Annotated in this window: 13 protein-coding genes and 1 tRNA gene; 7 read left to right on the plus strand and 7 right to left on the minus strand. The window is 39.4% G+C overall.

Annotated elements, in window-relative coordinates:
* Positions 1–5 precede the first annotated feature (5 nt).
* Positions 6–941: a protein translocase subunit SecF gene (gene secF, locus H3T75_RS04675; RefSeq protein WP_025330655.1), complete on the plus strand. Its 936-nt coding sequence runs from the start codon at positions 6–8 to the stop codon at positions 939–941.
* 179 nt (positions 942–1,120) lie between these two features.
* Here secF and H3T75_RS04680 read toward each other — a convergent pair whose 3' ends face one another.
* A complete protein-coding gene (locus H3T75_RS04680; RefSeq protein ID WP_037393417.1) occupies positions 1,121–1,762 on the minus strand; it encodes a hypothetical protein in 642 nt (213 codons plus the stop codon).
* Positions 1,763–1,956: 194 nt separating this feature from the next.
* Between H3T75_RS04680 and H3T75_RS04685 the strand changes: the two genes are divergently transcribed.
* Together H3T75_RS04685 and H3T75_RS04690 are read left to right on the plus strand one after the other, a co-directional pair.
* Entirely contained in the window at positions 1,957–2,310 is a 354-nt protein-coding gene (locus H3T75_RS04685; RefSeq protein ID WP_037393418.1) for a Spx/MgsR family RNA polymerase-binding regulatory protein, read from the plus strand.
* 18 nt (positions 2,311–2,328) lie between these two features.
* Positions 2,329–3,069: a UDP-2,3-diacylglucosamine diphosphatase gene (locus H3T75_RS04690; protein ID WP_198211160.1), complete on the plus strand. Its 741-nt coding sequence runs from the start codon at positions 2,329–2,331 to the stop codon at positions 3,067–3,069.
* A gap of 290 nt (positions 3,070–3,359) precedes the next feature.
* On the opposite strand, the gene rho is transcribed toward H3T75_RS04690, so the two are convergent.
* The gene (gene rho / locus H3T75_RS04695) at positions 3,360–4,619 is read right to left on the minus strand and encodes a transcription termination factor Rho (protein WP_025330651.1); all 1,260 of its coding nucleotides are present in this window, start codon (positions 4,617–4,619) and stop codon (positions 3,360–3,362) included.
* Between the two features lie 653 nt (positions 4,620–5,272).
* Between rho and H3T75_RS04700 the strand changes: the two genes are divergently transcribed.
* On the plus strand, positions 5,273–5,800 hold the full coding sequence (locus H3T75_RS04700; RefSeq protein ID WP_232336100.1) for an FKBP-type peptidyl-prolyl cis-trans isomerase: 528 nt from the start codon (positions 5,273–5,275) through the stop codon (positions 5,798–5,800).
* Positions 5,801–5,859: 59 nt separating this feature from the next.
* On the opposite strand, the gene H3T75_RS04705 is transcribed toward H3T75_RS04700, so the two are convergent.
* From H3T75_RS04705 to H3T75_RS04720, 4 genes are all read right to left on the minus strand, one after another.
* Positions 5,860–5,935: transfer RNA gene (locus H3T75_RS04705), tRNA-Asn, on the minus strand.
* Positions 5,936–6,058: 123 nt separating this feature from the next.
* Positions 6,059–6,973 carry an acetylglutamate kinase gene (argB, locus tag H3T75_RS04710; protein ID WP_037393422.1) on the minus strand — a complete coding sequence of 305 codons (915 nt, stop codon included), beginning with the start codon at positions 6,971–6,973 and terminating at the stop codon, positions 6,059–6,061.
* Between the two features lie 264 nt (positions 6,974–7,237).
* Complete coding sequence (ruvX, locus tag H3T75_RS04715; RefSeq protein ID WP_078475554.1) at positions 7,238–7,699, minus strand: Holliday junction resolvase RuvX; 462 nt, start codon at positions 7,697–7,699, stop codon at positions 7,238–7,240.
* A complete protein-coding gene (locus H3T75_RS04720) occupies positions 7,692–8,270 on the minus strand; it encodes a YqgE/AlgH family protein (protein WP_198211161.1) in 579 nt (192 codons plus the stop codon). Before H3T75_RS04720 ends, ruvX begins: the two co-directional genes overlap by 8 nt.
* A 207-nt stretch (positions 8,271–8,477) precedes the next feature.
* On the opposite strand from H3T75_RS04720, the gene gpmI reads away from it, so the two are divergent.
* From gpmI to H3T75_RS04735, 3 genes are all read left to right on the plus strand, one after another.
* The gene (gene gpmI / locus H3T75_RS04725; RefSeq protein WP_198211162.1) at positions 8,478–10,001 is read left to right on the plus strand and encodes a 2,3-bisphosphoglycerate-independent phosphoglycerate mutase; all 1,524 of its coding nucleotides are present in this window, start codon (positions 8,478–8,480) and stop codon (positions 9,999–10,001) included.
* The gene (locus H3T75_RS04730) at positions 10,001–11,305 is read left to right on the plus strand and encodes a murein hydrolase activator EnvC (RefSeq protein ID WP_198211163.1); all 1,305 of its coding nucleotides are present in this window, start codon (positions 10,001–10,003) and stop codon (positions 11,303–11,305) included. Before gpmI ends, H3T75_RS04730 begins: the two co-directional genes overlap by 1 nt.
* A 139-nt stretch (positions 11,306–11,444) precedes the next feature.
* Complete coding sequence (locus H3T75_RS04735; RefSeq protein ID WP_025330644.1) at positions 11,445–13,007, plus strand: S41 family peptidase; 1,563 nt, start codon at positions 11,445–11,447, stop codon at positions 13,005–13,007.
* Between the two features lie 866 nt (positions 13,008–13,873).
* On the opposite strand, the gene ppsA is transcribed toward H3T75_RS04735, so the two are convergent.
* Positions 13,874–16,261, minus strand: coding sequence for a phosphoenolpyruvate synthase (gene ppsA / locus H3T75_RS04740; RefSeq protein ID WP_078475550.1), 2,388 nt, complete (start codon positions 16,259–16,261; stop codon positions 13,874–13,876).
* Positions 16,262–16,383 lie beyond the last annotated feature (122 nt).

Here is a 16,383-nt window from a genome sequence, read left to right on the forward strand (position 1 = left end):
AAATTATGGAATTCTTCAAAATAAAACGTGATATCCCGTTTATGAGCTATGGTAAGCTGACAACGGCGATTTCATTAATTACTTTTATTCTGGCTGTATTTTTTCTTGTTACTCGCGGGCTGAACTTTTCTGTAGAATTTACCGGCGGTACTGTAATGGAAGTGGAATTCAAACAGAGTGCGGATTTAAATAAAATCCGTACAGAACTGGATGGATTAAAACTTGGAGAAATACAAGTACAGGCATTGGGCACAAATAAACAAATCATGATTCGTCTGCCCAATAAAGCCAATATGACTTCAGCACAATTGTCCAATCAAGTTATGGACCTGCTTAAACAACATCAGGAAGGTGTAAGTTTACGTCAGGTTGAATTCATCGGGCCGCAAGTGGGCGAAGAACTGGTTACTCACGGCTTACTGGCTTTAGGCATGGTTGTGATTGGCATCATTATTTACTTATCCATGCGTTTCGAATGGCGCTTTGCTGTTTCTGCTATTATTGCCAATATGCATGACGTAGTAATTATTCTGGGTTGCTTTGCCCTCTTTCACTGGGAATTTTCTCTTACCGTACTTGCAGGCGTACTTGCCGTGCTTGGCTACTCAGTTAATGAGTCAGTAGTTGTCTTTGACCGTATCCGTGAAAATTTCCGTAAACCACATATGCGTGGTAAAAGCGTTCCGGCAATCATAGATAATGCCATTACCGCAACCATGAGCCGTACCATTATTACTCACGGATCTACTGAAGCAATGGTCATTTCTATGCTGGTATTTGGCGGAGCTGCTTTGCATGGTTTCGCAATGGCATTAACAATTGGTATTGTGTTTGGTATTTACTCATCAGTATTAGTAGCGAGTCCGTTATTACTGATGTTTGGACTGAACCGGCAAAATCTGGTTAAGCCGCCAAAACGGAAAGAGGAAGCTGTAGTTTAAGATTAAATTACTATTGTTTTCCTCTAATTAATTAAAAAACTCCAGAATAATATTTTATTTCTGGAGTTTTTTATGATTTTAAAATTTACCTACAAAATTAGGTTTATCTATACGGCAATCAAAAATGGAATTTGAAAAGCTAACAAACTGATGTTCCTAAGCCGAACAATATCTGATTGCTAACGTAGTGCCCGTTCGTCTTTCCAACCTTTATCCGTTAAAACCAATACAGCCGCACGACGTTGAGGTTCCTGCATAGACTTCCACCAGTTTTCATCGGTAGTTTTCAATAATTTTTCAGCCCATTTCTCAGGTACCAGTTTTGCATCATAAACTACCTTGGAAATAGTCATTCCATTTGCAGGGGTAGGTTCAGTAAAGAGCACAATTTTATCTACTTTTTGTGTTCCTAGGCACAGCATACTTCCCTGAGCTGTATTTTGCACATTGTCCTCACCTTTACTTGTACGGTAATACACTGCCTGCGGTATATCTTTTCCGCCATTAACAACCAGAGCTGCATCCTTACCTTTTTCATACAAGTCTGCATCAGTTAAAATATCCATTTGCTTTAAAGCAGTTTTATTAACTTTATCGCCATCACTATTTTTTCTGGCAATACGTATTTCTTTATTACCAAGTGCAACCGTATTATTCATACCTCCCTGAGCATTATCCAGCATCAGATTAACCGCCAGACAAACCTTCTCATTTTTAGCAAAGTTATCTATCGCCTCAGTAAAATTGTGATTACTCGCCTCTTGCTTACCACCGCAGGCAGCCAGTAACAGGCTAACGGCTAATACACTGATTTTTTTCATCCCGGTATTCCTTATAAAATAAAATCTATACTGATTAAAGCATACTGCCAATATGCCGGATTAGCAACGCAAGCAGTTTACCTTCACTGGTCAGAAACAATTTAAAACGCTCAATCGACATAAAACCAACACTTTAAGCAAATATAAGCAAAACGGTATAATAACAGCTTATTTCCGCAAACAGGCTTTCATCAATGAGTATACAAATTTATGGTATCAGTCAGTGCAATACTGTCAAAAAAGCCCGCAAATGGCTGGCTGATCAACATATTAACGCTGAATTTATCGATTTTAAGAAAACACCGCCAACATTAACCGATATCCAGTTCTGGCTTACACAAGTACCTAAAGAAACATTAATTAACCGTAAAGGTACAACATGGCGGAAATTAAGTAACAATGAACAGACAATTGCTTTAAGTAATGATGATGAAGCCATTCGCCTAATGATAAACCACCCCTCAGTGATTAAAAGACCAGTTCTGGTAAAAAATCAATTAATATTGGTTGGTTTTGATCCGCAACGCTATACTGAATTTTTTGCCTGATACTTCCAGATACAAACCATGAACAACACAACAATATTTATTTCTGATTTACATCTTTCTGAACAGACGCCGCCTTTAAATCAGCTATTTGAACGCTGCCTGCAACAATGGCAAGGAAATATCGATGCGTTATACATATTAGGTGATTTTTTTGACGTCTGGATAGGTGACGATGATGATAGTGATTTCATTCGTCATATTAAATCTCAGTTAAAATCTTTTTCTTCTGCGACACCAGTTTTTTTCATTCATGGTAACCGGGATTTCCTGATTGGTGAAAAATTTGCTGCAGAAACCGGAATACAACTACTTACATCACCTCAGCAAATAAACCTTTACGAGCATGAATATATTATTATGCATGGGGATGAATTATGCACTGACGATATTGCATATCAACAATTCCGTGCCCAGTCCCGCAATCCTTTATGGCAAATGGCAGTATTAAGTAAACCTATTGAAGAGCGTCGTTTACTAGCCGGACAAATCCGTCAGATGAGTGAAACACGTAAAAATAATGAAGGTAAAAGTGAGATTTCTGATGTAACAGAACAAGCCATTAATGAACTGATGAGTAGCCATATTCAACCTATTCTGCCTACACTGATTCATGGTCATACTCATCGTCCGGCCGTACATGAATTACAGTTGAACAACCAACCTTTCAAACGTTATGTCATACAGGACTGGGCTGATAATTACGGCGGCTATCTAGCTGTAGACACAGATGGTGTACACGTACATGAGCTTAAGCTATAAGTAGAAAAAATACATCTATACTATTAATGGGAATGCTCCTAGCAGTTGATTATCTCATTATTAACTAAGCAGTCAGATTTCGTATCTGAATACAACGCCAGTAAAATAAAAACCGAAAAGATTAAAAATTCTTTTCGGTTTTTATTTATTATTTTTCATTTCCAAATACCTTGATTTATCTGGGTAATAGCATATCATTATTAAATCACCCACTATATTCAGAGATTTTAAAATAAAAACCGTGTCTACTAAGCGTAAACACGGTTGATACTAGTTTTAAAAAAAATTATTTACTTGCCGCGCATTAAATCAAAAAAGTCGGCATTATTTTTAGACTGCTTGAGCTTATCAATGATAAATTCCATTGCTTCAATATCATCCATTGGATGCAAGAATTTCCGCAGCAGCCACATTTTTTGTAAATGCTCATTAGAAACCAGCAATTCTTCACGGCGAGTACCAGAACGATTGATATTAATTGCCGGAAACAGACGTTTTTCAGCCATACGCCGATCCAGATGCAATTCCATATTGCCCGTTCCCTTGAACTCCTCATAAATTACATCATCCATACGGCTACCGGTTTCTACCAGAGCAGTTGCGATAATGGTCAGTGAACCGCCTTCTTCCACATTACGGGCTGCACCGAAGAATCGCTTTGGACGATGCAGTGCATTTGCATCAATACCGCCAGTTAAAATTTTACCGGATGCAGGAATAACTGTGTTGTAAGCACGCGCCAGACGTGTAATTGAATCAAGCAGAATGATTACATCTTTTTTGTGTTCTACCAGACGCTTGGCTTTTTCAATCACCATTTCAGCCACTTGTACATGGCGGGTAGCCGGCTCATCAAAAGTAGAAGATACTACCTCACCCCGAACTGAACGAGTCATTTCCGTAACTTCTTCAGGACGCTCATCAATCAGCAGAACAATCAGTTCAGCTTCAGGATAATTAGCTGTAATCGCATGTGCGATATTCTGCAGCATCACTGTTTTACCAGATTTCGGCGGAGCTACCAACAAAGCGCGCTGACCAAATCCGATAGGTGCAATCAGATCAATTGCACGTCCAGTAAGATTTTCTCCGGAACGAATATCCCGCTCTAGCACAAACTGGCGATCAGGGAATAATGGTGTCAGATTTTCAAACAGGATTTTATGTTTGCATACATCCGGATCGTCTCCATTAATTTTATCCAGACGAACCAGCGCAAAATAGCGTTCATTGTCTTTAGGTACACGTACACTGCCTTCAATCGTGTCACCAGTATGCAGATTGAAACGCCGTATCTGACTCGGACTGACGTAAATATCATCAGGGCCTGCCAGATAAGATGTATCCATGCTACGCAAAAAGCCAAAGCCATCAGGCAGAATTTCCAGCGTACCGGAACAGGTAAACGCTTCTCCCTGCTTCATTTTAATGCGCACAATAGCAAACACCAGATCCTGTTTGCGCAAACGATTGGCATTTTCAATACCAAACTCTTCAGCTATGCCCAGTAATTCAGACACATGTAGATTTTGTAATTCAGAAACGTGCATAAAGATATAAATGAACTTATTTATTAGAATCGAAGATAAAATGAGTCAGAAAACTCATAATAATTCCAGTTACCAGTCTTTAAGTTGCAAAATACTTGCCAAAGACAGGTAAGGTTTTTATTGAAAGTTGATTTGGTTTAATTCTGCCACAAAAGACATTAATAAAAGATTTTTCAGAAGTGACATCTTCTTATGAAGTGCAATTCTAATCTTCAAACCATATAATGTCAAGTTATTATCAACTTTCAATAACACTTGTATGAAGCATACCCTTAAAATTTAATTCTGACATCAGAAAATCCATATAGCATAAAAAATTATAGTTGTGTTTTTTAGTCTGTATCAGGAATTAACCGAACCGAACAACAATTCAGGTTAATATAAATTTCTTATTGTTATATTAATCACTAATTTTTAACCATAAACTGTTATTCAGGTCGGATTATTACCGCATTATTAAAGTTAGTATAATAATGTAAATAGAAAAAGAATATATCAGAAAGACAACAGTTACAGATAAATTATGTATTTAAAAAACTGAATTTCCAGATATCAAATCAATAACAAACTACCAGTAAAACAGCAGATAAGAAAATGCTTTTCTGCTGATGACTGCTATAATTGTCTCTCCTTTAAATACTAAAAGAGAAATTATGAAACACTTGTCTTTAACTACTCTGGGAATCACTACTGCACTGGTTTTATCGGCCTGTAACTTTGCTGATAATGGGTATAAAAATAACAGCAGTGAGCCGGTAGCAGCTTCAACTGCACCTTCGGCTACCCGAAACCCGCAGCGTGCAGGAGAGGAGTTTCTGGCCAAAAATAAAAATGTTTCCGGTGTAAAAACCACTACATCAGGTTTGCAGTATAAAGTTAATCATGAGGGATCCGGTAAAAAACCCAAAGCTACTGATATGGTAACGGTTCAGTATGAAGGTCGGTTAATCGACGGGACTATTTTTGATAGCACAGCTCAGCGTAATAATGAACCGGTTACATTTCCGCTTAATGGCGTGATTCCCGGATGGACTGAAGGATTGCAGCTTATGTCAGAAGGTAGTGACTACACATTCTATATACCAGCCCGACTTGCTTACGGCGAACATAGCCCGACAAGTGCCATTCCTGCTAACAGTGTTCTGATATTTGATGTGAAGCTGATTAAAGTTGGAAAGTAAATTTGATTGTAGGCATAGTCAATGAAAAAGCACTCAGTAAACTGAGTGCTTTTAAAATCTGGCTCCCCGACCAGGGCTCGAACCTGGGACCTGCGGATTAACAGTCCGTCGCTCTACCGACTGAGCTATCAGGGAATGAGGCGAGATTATAGCGACTGTAATTTTACTGTCAAGCTTTTTAAACAACTTTATGGTTACAAGTTGTTTAAATTATTAATTACACAATAATAATTATTAGTAAGAAGTTTTCATTTCAAATTATTCAGCCCGTTCATTCTGGCCTAGAATCATGGTCCCGACACCTTTATCAGTGAAAATTTCAAGCAAGAGAGCATGTGGAACACGTCCGTCAATAATATGAGTATTATGAACGCCATGCATAGCAGCCTGCAAAGTCGCATTAATTTTAGGCAGCATACCATTTTGTAAAGTACCATCAGCAATTAATGCATTGATATCAGATGGCGTAAGGCGGCTTAATAATTGATTGTTTTTATCCAGTACACCGATTGTATTGGTCAGCATAATCAGTTTTTCAGCCTTCAGACTTTCTGCCAGCTTACCGGCTACCACATCTGCATTGATATTAAATGCTTCACCATGTTCACCTACCCCAACAGGTGCCACTACAGGAATATAACCATGTTCCACCATTTCCTGAATCAGAGCTGTATCAATTTCTTCAACTTCACCTACCTGTCCGATATCTTGCTTTTCATTATCAGAAGTGGTAAGAAACAATTTTTTGGCCTTGATAAAATGATTGTCGCGGCCAGTAATTCCGACTGCATGCCCTCCATGCAGGTTAAGTAAAGATGTAATTTCCTTATTAACACAACCACCAAGCACCATTTCAACAATATCCATGGTCTCGCTGTCAGTCACCCGCATACCCTGAATAAATTGATTTTCTTTCCCTACTTTCTGTAACAGCTCATTAATTTGCGGCCCGCCCCCGTGTACAATAATCGGATGAATTCCCACCAGTTTGAGCAATACGACATCTTTAGCAAAACTTTCTTTCAATTGCGGATCAGTCATTGCATTACCGCCATACTTAATTACCATTGTCACACCGGAAAATCGCCGGATATATGGTAGCGCCTCGGCTAAAATATTAGCTTTTGTTTTAGCCTCAATAGCATTAATGTTCGTGAAGATGTCTGTGCTCATTATTTATCCCTGCCTAATTAAACTGATTATTTTTCTACGGTTAAGTTTATCTTTAGTTATGATAAAATAAAACCATAATTTGTTATTTAATGTTTGTTTAAGATTTTAAGCAATAATAAGTACAAATTGAAAAATAAATGAAAAATATACTTGATTGAAAAAGCAGTCTAAAAATTATCGAAATAATAAAACAGTATTTGTAGTTATAAGTTCTGCGTTATCAGTAACCCGATATTTAGATTCATTTAAAATACACTTGAAAATTTAATCAAGTTTGACCATACATGCGCCGGTACTGAAAAAAGTTGCCAGAATTGCCTGTGCTGCAACCTGATCCAGTATTTGTTTACGCTTTTTCCCAAAAACTAAAGCTTCATTTAGCAAACTTTCGGCGACTACAGATGTCCAGCGCTCATCTACCCAGTATACCGGTAAATTAAAACGACCATGTAAACGGTTACCAAAACGGCGACAAAGAGCAGTAGCTTCATCGTCCTCACCATCTGCATGAGTGGGAAGACCTACTACAAGCACCTGTGGCCGCCATTCATTTATTAAAGTTTTAATACGGCTAAAATACTGTTCATTACTGATAACAGTAATAGTTTCCAACGGATGTACACTCGCCAGCTCAGCTTCACCGACGGCTACTCCTATCCGTGCGCTTCCGAAATCAAATCCGAGTACAGTGCCACGCTTTAGGGGAGAAGGGATTGATTCAGGCATGGCCCACCAATACGCTCAGATTGGCAATATCAATATTTAATAACTGCAAAGCAGCTTTGTAACGTTGCTTATAAGGCATATCAAATAAAATCTGGTTATCTGCAGGCACGGTTATCCAGCTATTATTTGCTAGCTCCTGCTCCAGCTGTCCGGCAGTCCAGCTGGAATAACCAATAGTAGCTACAGCTTTATCCACTTCATTTTCCTGTGTAAGCCCCAGAATAATATCGCGAGAAGTAGTCATGGCTATTTCGTCAGTTACCAGCAAACTGCTTTCCCATGAACCTGTCGGAGTATGTACCAGAAATCCACGGTCTACTTGAACCGGACCGCCCATCAGAACATTTTGTCCGTGAAAACGTTCCGGTGTAGGGGTTTTAGCAGAATCAAACAGTAAATCCATCATAATCGGTGATGGTTTATTTACAATGATACCCATAGCACCGTCTGCACTATGTTCACACAGATAAATCACGCTTTCTTTAAAAAACGGGTCTTCCATTGACGGCATAGCAATCAGAAAATGATTGGCCAGAGAGAATCCGGACGGAGCGTTTTGTTGTGCAGCCATATTGTGCTTATCCATGAAAATGATGTCAGACTATATAAATTAATTTGTCGTTAAATTGGGTCTGTTTTACAGTTTCTCAAGCGTATGCTTTTCGCTATAATTCTATCTTACTCCGAACCGGATTGTTTTATCCGGTTTTTAAAATTTTATCAAAACAGCTAATACTGGCAGACTGAGTCAAAGACAGCCATCACAGAAAGGTCAATTGTGTCATTAATTAAACCTGTTGTGCTTTTAATTCTGGATGGTTTCGGCCATCGTGCCGAAGGAAATGACAATGCAATTTTACTGGCGCATACTCCTTATATCGATAACTATCGTCAGTACTATGCTTATGGCACGATAGATGCTTCAGAACGAATGGTCGGATTGCCTGTTGGCCAGTTTGGCAATTCAGAAGTGGGTCACCTGAATATTGGTGCAGGCAGAGTTGTACCTCAGGATATTACCCGAATCGATATGGCTATTGAAGACCATACTCTTGAACAAAATCCGGTTTTGCAACAGGCATGGAATAATCCGAATCATACTGTACATCTGCTGGGCTTATTTTCTGATGGTGGTGTGCATAGCCATATAGAACATTTTTTTGCAGTTATAGATGCCGCACTAGCTGCCGGCATGCAAAAAATTGTTGTCCATCCATTTCTTGATGGGCGTGATACTCCGCCGCAAAGTGCCCGTCCCTATCTGCAACGCCTGCAACAATATATGCAACAGCATTCTCAGATATTATGCGGTGCCCTTGTCGGACGTTTTTTTGCCATGGACAGAGACAATCGATGGGATCGCGTTGAAGCTGCTTATAATGCCTTATTCGGAGATGCGCCCTACCAGGCTGATTCCCCTGTTACTGCATTAGAGGCTGCTTATGCCCGTGGCGAGCAGGATGAATTTGTCAAACCTACCATTGTCAGCCCGCAGGCAGGGCTGCTAGATGGTGATGCCATTCTGTTTCTCAACTTCCGCGCTGATCGCGCACGTGAATTAACTCAAGCTCTTACTTTTGCTGATTTCGATGGATTTAAACGCAAGTATCGTGTACAACCGGGCTATTTTGCCACTATCACTGCTTACGGCACACAATTCAGCAATCCGGTAATGTTCGAAAAACAACCTGTAAATAATGGTTTGGGAGAATTTTTGGCCGGACAGGGTCTTAGCCAGCTCCGCATAGCGGAAACAGAAAAATACCCGCACGTAACTTATTTTTTCAGCGGTGGTCGGGAAGAACCTTATATTGGTGAAGAAAGGATTATGATTCCTTCACCCAAAGTGACTACATATGATTTACAGCCAGAAATGAGTGCTGTCGGCATTACTGAACAAATTATTGATAGTCTGAAACATCATCGCCATGATGTTATTATTTGTAACTTTGCCAATGGTGATATGGTTGGACATACCGGTTCACTTGACGCCGCTATAAAAGCAGTAGAAACACTAGATAGTTGTATTGCACAGGTTGTTGAAACAACACTTTCTGTAGGCGGAGAAGTGATTATTACTGCCGATCACGGTAACTGTGAACACATGTATGATGAAAAAAATCAGCAACCTCACACACAACATACAGTTGAACCGGTCCCATTTATCTATATAGGGCGTAAGGCTACAATCCGTTCAGGCGGAGCGCTTAAAGATGTAGCGCCTTCTCTTTTAACTGCTCTGGGACTGACTCCGCCTGCAGAAATGACGGGGCAGAACCTGATTGAATTCACAGATAAATAATGAAATCTTTATTCTGTCTCATTCTGATATGGTGCAGTACCCTTTTCTCTTTGGCTATCGCTGCCAATAATCAGAAAATCCAACAGCCAACTGGTGAACTGAAACAGGTTCACCAGGCTATTTCAGCAACACAAAACCAGATCAGTAAAACTACGGTTGAACAGAAAAAAATTGATGCCTCAATGGCTGCAACAGACCAGCAGCTTAATCAGGCAAAAAATGAGCTTCACCGCATTCAGCAACAGCAACAGACCAGTATGCGGCAGTTACAAACCCTGCAAACCAATCTGGATAAAACCCGTACCCAGATTGCAGAAACTCAGACCCAGATAGCCCGTTTACTTAACGCACATTACCGTAACCGTCAGCCGAACAGCGTATATTTGATGCTAATAAAGGATCGCTCCGACCAAAAAGGGCGCTTGTTACAATATATCCGTTATTTAAATGAAGCCAATGAGCAGGTCATTCAACGTTTACGTGAACAACAATCGCGGATGAATGCACAGCAACAGGCTATCAATATTCAGCAACAACAACTTTCTTCGCTACAAAAAAAACAACAGCAGCTTATTAACAAACTGCGTAATGAACATACTATTCAGCAAAGCAAATCCAGTGTATTAAACCAACAATTACAAGTACAGAATAAGCAATTACAATCATTAAAGGCTGATGAAAAACGATTGAACAATCTTTTAAGCCGTCTTTCTGCTCAGGCAACAATGCGTCGTCTGGCTCAGACTCAGCCTAAACCTCCTAAACAAACCATCAAACCGAAAAACACAGGTCAGCCACAAATTACTCCAAGTAACGATGCTGGTAACAATGATACAGACAGCACCAGACCGCCTTCTACCTTAACTGCAGAAGATTTAGCTTTACAGGCTACAGAAAATATTAAAACACCGCTTATTAAAGGTCTTGCACAGAAACAGGGACGCCTTCCCCGACCGGTTAACAGCAGCATATCAGGAAAATTTGGAGAAAACAGACCAAATGGCGGTATCTGGAAAGGATTGTTTTTTTCATGTAACAATGCGGCTGTGCACAGCATTTCTAATGGTAATGTGGTCTATGCTGCTTTTTTACAAGGTTACGGCAATACCGTTATCATTGATCACGGTGAAGGTTATATCAGCATTTACACAGGCTTGTCCTCCGTCAATGTTTCTGCCGGTAGCATTCTTAGCTCTGGTCAAACCATTGGTATAAGTGGTAAATTACCGGACGGTCAGAACGGACTTTATTTTGAAATTCGTTATCATAATCAGGCAATGAATCCATTATCATGGTTGCGTTAACACATATTATGCTTTGCTATTACTTTCAATAATTTTATAGTGTACACTCTGACCGATTTTGAATTTTCATCATAACCTGCTATAAACAGGTTATTGATATCCTGAATTAATGTCGTTATAAGAAAGAACAATAGTAATAATGGCTAAATCTAGATTAAAAAAAGCTGCTTTATATACACTGGGTGCTTTCAGCGGTGTCATTCTCACTTTAAGCATACAGAGTTATGCCAATGAGAAATCCGAGGCTTTACCGGTACAATCTCTGCATACCATGGCGGAAGTTTATGGACAAATTAAAGCCAATTATGTTGAGAATAAAACTGACGATACTATTCTTGAAGGTGCCATGAAAGGGATGGTCAATAATCTTGACCCGCATTCTGAATATCTGACTGTTAAAGATTACTCAGATTTACAGGAAAGCACTACAGGTGAATTTGGCGGCCTCGGTATGGAAATCAGCTCTGAAGACGGGCTGATAAAAATTGTGGCACCTATAGAAGACACGCCTGCTGATCGTGCCGGCATCAAAAGCGGTGACTACATCGTTAAAATTGACAGCGAATCAACTCGCAACATGACCACTACCGAAGCTGTAAAAAGAATGCGAGGTAAACCGGGAACCAGTATAACTCTGACTTTAGCTCGTAAAGATGAAGCACAGCCAATTGTATTACATCTGACAAGAGCAATTATTAAAGTTAAAAGTGTACGTTACAAACTTCTGGAACCTGATTACGGTTACGTGCGCATTACTCAGTTTCAGGAACATACTGTAAGTCTGCTGGCTGATGCTATTAAAGATTTGGAAAAACAGAACAAACAGCCTTTGAAAGGTCTGGTACTCGACTTACGCGATGATCCGGGTGGTCTGTTAAACAGTGCTGTTGGTGTATCCGCAGTATTCCTGAAACCGGGAGTAAAAGTTGTCAGCACGAAAAACCGTGATAAAAAAGAAGGTATGGTATTAAAAGCTATTCCTAAAGATTATGTAGTTAAAGGCAATGATCCGCTGGTAAATATGCCTGAAGAAATTAAAACCATACCGATTACAGTTTTAGTAAATTCAGGTACCGCTTCTGCTTCTGAAATTGTCTCCGGTGCGCTTCAAGACTATAAACGTGCTGTAATTGTAGGTACACAAAGCTTTGGCAAAGGTTCGGTACAAACAGTAATTCCTCTATCAAATGGTGGTGCGGTTAAACTGACAACTGCGCTGTATTACACTCCTAATGACCGATCAATACAGGCACAGGGTATCGTTCCTGATGTTGAAGTAAAAGATAAAAACCGAAAATTTGAAAGCCGCGAAGCTGATCTTGGCGGACATCTGAGTAACCCGTTAGGTGGTAAGGAGGTAAAAGGAGGATTAGAAGGCAGTCAGAAAAAAACCACTTCTCCGGCTTTTGCCAGTGAACCTGTAAATCAGCTTAACGAAGATTCGGATAAAGACAGTACCAAGGAAGTTAAAACTGGTAAAGACGAAAATCAAACCAATAAAGGTACAATTACTGCTGATAAAAAAGATAGCAAGAAAAAGGATGAAGAAGACTGGCTGGCGAGACGTGAACCTAACCCAGCAAAAGATGCTCAGTTAAAATCTGCTCTGGATCTGGTAAAAGACCCGGTAAAATGGAATCAGTCATTGGGACTGGCTGCTAAAAAACCAGTTAAAACCAATGACAAAAAAGATAAAAAATAAAATTTCATCTTAAAAAACAGATAGCTTAAAGCTATCTGTTTTTTATTAAATGTATTTGATTAATTTGCAAAATCATATAGATAAACTAAAACTTAATTGCTGAGAAAAAGTACCTAATCCATATATGCTTTAATAATATTTAAAAGTACCTGATAATGAATTCAAATCCATATCTTTACACTTTTAAATAAAAAAACTTATAAAATAATTAAAATTCCAACTTACCCAAAAATAATGTTTGCAGAATAGGCTCAATAACAACAAATAAAATTGAATGAATATAAACAATTAACTTTCCACAAACTATTAAATAAAAGTTTTAGTTAAAACCTTAATACTTTTAGGTTGGGAAGTTTCCAATAATGATATTTGCCTAAAAAAGTTAATAAACCACTCCTTTTTTACTTTTCATCTAGTGAATTTTTAGCTCGAACAAAATTTATTTAATATTTAACTCAATTGAATTAACTACTATGATTTGAATAAAAAATTTTAAATTTAAAAATATTAAACAATTTTTTATTTTGCTAGTCATCCATTCAATAATACCGGTGTTTCAAAGTTAGTTGACAGTCATTTATTTGCAAAAAGGATTACAGCTAATGACGAATAACAAACAATTAGCTCAATATCTATAGACGCAGAAGATATAACCCGCTATGAAAACGATTTTATGACTTATTGGCACTTTATTATCATTCTCTAATACTTACTTATCGTATTAATTTTACATAATATAAAAGTTTAATTAAGCAAAACTAAAAATCTTTAAATAAATCATTTATATATGAAATTTCTATATTTATTAATCAAAAAATAAAGGCTGCTAATTTTATTAGCAGCCTTTATTTTACAAACCGGAAAATTTATTTTTTCAGTTCTTTAGCCAGATATAACCAAGTTTCAATTACGGTATCGGGATTCAGAGAGATAGTCTCAATTCCCTCCTCAATCAACCATTTAGCGAAATCAGCATGATCAGACGGCCCTTGACCGCAAATACCAATATATTTATTTAATTTACGGCAAGCCTGAATTGCCAGACTGAACATCACTTTAACAGCTGGGTCACGTTCATCAAAAGTACCTGCGATCGGACCACCACTATCGCGATCCACACCCAGTGTTAACTGAGTCATATCATTTGAACCAATAGAGAATCCATCAAAGTATTTCAGGAACTGTTCGGCCAGTACTGCATTGGTTGGCAGTTCACACATCATAATCAGGCGCAGACCATTTTTACCACGTTCCAGTCCGTTGTCTTTCAATGCGCGTACGACATTTTCAGCCTCTTTCAATGTACGTACAAATGGAATCATGATTTCAACATTAGTCAATCCCATTTCATCACGCACATATTTCAGTGCTTTACACTCAAGCGCAAAGCAATCTTTGAAATCATCAGAAACATAACGGGCTGCACCGCGGAAACCCAGCATCGGATTTTCTTCATGAGGCTCGTATTTATTACCACCTAAAAGATTGGCATATTCATTTGACTTAAAGTCAGACATACGCACAATTACTTTTTTCGGATACACAGAAGCTGCCAGTGTTGCCACACCCTCAGCAATTTTATCAATATAAAAATCTACCGGAGATGAATAGCCGGAAATTCTGTCAGTAATGGTGGCTTTCATCTGTTCATCCTGCTGATCAAATTCCAGCAAAGCACGAGGATGAATACCAATCTGGCGGTTAATAATAAATTCCATTCGTGCCAGACCAATACCATAGCCCGGTAAACCAGAGAAGCTGAATGCCAACTCAGGATTACCTACATTCATCATGATTTTGGCTGGTGATTCAGGCATATTATCTAAAGGTATTTCATTGACATCAACTTTCAGTAAACCCTCATATACATAGCCCGTATCCCCTTCGGCACAGGACACCGTTACTTCCTGACCATCCTGCAAAGCAGAAGTTGCATTACCACAGCCAACCACTGCCGGAATACCCAGTTCACGCGCAATAATGGCTGCGTGACAAGTACGTCCGCCACGATTGGTAATAATTGCAGAGGCACGTTTCATAACCGGTTCCCAGTCCGGATCGGTCATATCAGTAACCAGTACGTCACCTGGCAACACTTTATCCATTTCATCAACAGATTTGACCAGACGCACTTTACCTTGACCGACTTTCTGACCGATGGCGCGACCCTCTACCAGAATGGCAGATTTGTCATTAATCTGATAGCGACGCAGTACACGGCTGTTATTTTCCTGTGATTTCACAGTTTCAGGACGAGCCTGCAAGATATACAGTTTACCATCAATACCATCACGACCCCATTCAATATCCATCGGACGGCCATAATGTTCTTCAATAGTCAGTGCATACTGAGCCAGCTCAGTAATTTCTTCGGCACTGATTGAGAATTTTTTGCGGTCAGCAACATCAACATCTACTGTCTGTACAGATTTACCTGCCTGAGCCGCATCAGTGAAAACCATTTTAATCAGTTTAGAACCCATGGTTTTACGCAGAATCGCAGGACGACCGGCACGCAGAGTTGGTTTATGTACATAGAATTCATCCGGATTTACTGCACCCTGTACAACAGTCTCACCCAGACCATAGGATGATGTAATGAATACAACCTGATCAAAACCAGATTCTGTATCCATGGTGAACATCACCCCGGAGGCGCCTTTATCAGAACGCACCATCCGCTGAACACCGGCAGACAGAGCCACTACATCATGAGCAAAATTCTTGTGCACACGGTAGGAAATGGCGCGATCGTTATACAAAGAAGCAAATACATGATGCATAGCTTCTTTAACATTATCATAACCGCTTATATTCAGAAATGTTTCCTGCTGACCGGCAAAAGAGGCATCAGGTAAATCTTCGGCAGTCGCAGAAGAGCGTACAGCCACGCAAATCTGGTCAGTACCGGCATCAGCTACCATTTTTTCCCATGCTGCCTGTAAATCTGCTTCCAGTTCAGGCGGAAATGGGGTGTCCATGATCCATTGACGGATCTGTTTACCTACCCGAGCCAGTTCGGCAACATTATCTACATCCAGTGCCTTTAGCTCGTTATTGATACGTTCACTCAAACCTTCGTAAGCAAGAAAATTGCGATAGGCTTCGGCAGTGGTAGCAAAACCACCGGGTACACGCACACCTTTTTCGGTGAGCTGTGAAATCATCTCGCCAAGAGATGCATTTTTGCCGCCGACGCTTTCAACATCAGTCATGCGCAGATTTTCAAACCAGATTACGTTATTACCGGCCATGATGGTTATCCAGTGAGGAGTGGGAAAGTTGAAGACGACCTATTCTAACTAGTCAGGTATAAAATGTCATGTATTTTTGGCTATTTATCCGCCCATAATTGAGGATAATTTATCCCTAATCA

Origin of the sequence: Snodgrassella sp. W8135 (assembly GCF_016101225.1) — a bacterium.
GTDB classification, from domain to species: domain Bacteria; phylum Pseudomonadota; class Gammaproteobacteria; order Burkholderiales; family Neisseriaceae; genus Snodgrassella; species Snodgrassella alvi.

Excerpts from the sequence above, each read along its gene's own strand:
- secF (WP_025330655.1), top strand. The coding sequence starts at position 6 with ATGGAATTCTTCAAAATAAAACGTGATATCCCGTTTATGAGCTATGGT.
- H3T75_RS04680 (WP_037393417.1), bottom strand. The coding sequence starts at position 1,762 with ATGAAAAAAATCAGTGTATTAGCCGTTAGCCTGTTACTGGCTGCCTGC.
- H3T75_RS04685 (WP_037393418.1), top strand. The coding sequence starts at position 1,957 with ATGAGTATACAAATTTATGGTATCAGTCAGTGCAATACTGTCAAAAAA.
- H3T75_RS04690 (WP_198211160.1), top strand. The coding sequence starts at position 2,329 with ATGAACAACACAACAATATTTATTTCTGATTTACATCTTTCTGAACAG.
- rho (WP_025330651.1), bottom strand. The coding sequence starts at position 4,619 with ATGCACGTTTCTGAATTACAAAATCTACATGTGTCTGAATTACTGGGC.
- H3T75_RS04700 (WP_232336100.1), top strand. The coding sequence starts at position 5,273 with ATGAAACACTTGTCTTTAACTACTCTGGGAATCACTACTGCACTGGTT.
- argB (WP_037393422.1), bottom strand. The coding sequence starts at position 6,973 with ATGAGCACAGACATCTTCACGAACATTAATGCTATTGAGGCTAAAACA.
- ruvX (WP_078475554.1), bottom strand. The coding sequence starts at position 7,699 with ATGCCTGAATCAATCCCTTCTCCCCTAAAGCGTGGCACTGTACTCGGA.
- H3T75_RS04720 (WP_198211161.1), bottom strand. The coding sequence starts at position 8,270 with ATGGCTGCACAACAAAACGCTCCGTCCGGATTCTCTCTGGCCAATCAT.
- H3T75_RS04730 (WP_198211163.1), top strand. The coding sequence starts at position 10,001 with ATGAAATCTTTATTCTGTCTCATTCTGATATGGTGCAGTACCCTTTTC.
- H3T75_RS04735 (WP_025330644.1), top strand. The coding sequence starts at position 11,445 with ATGGCTAAATCTAGATTAAAAAAAGCTGCTTTATATACACTGGGTGCT.
- ppsA (WP_078475550.1), bottom strand. The coding sequence starts at position 16,261 with ATGGCCGGTAATAACGTAATCTGGTTTGAAAATCTGCGCATGACTGAT.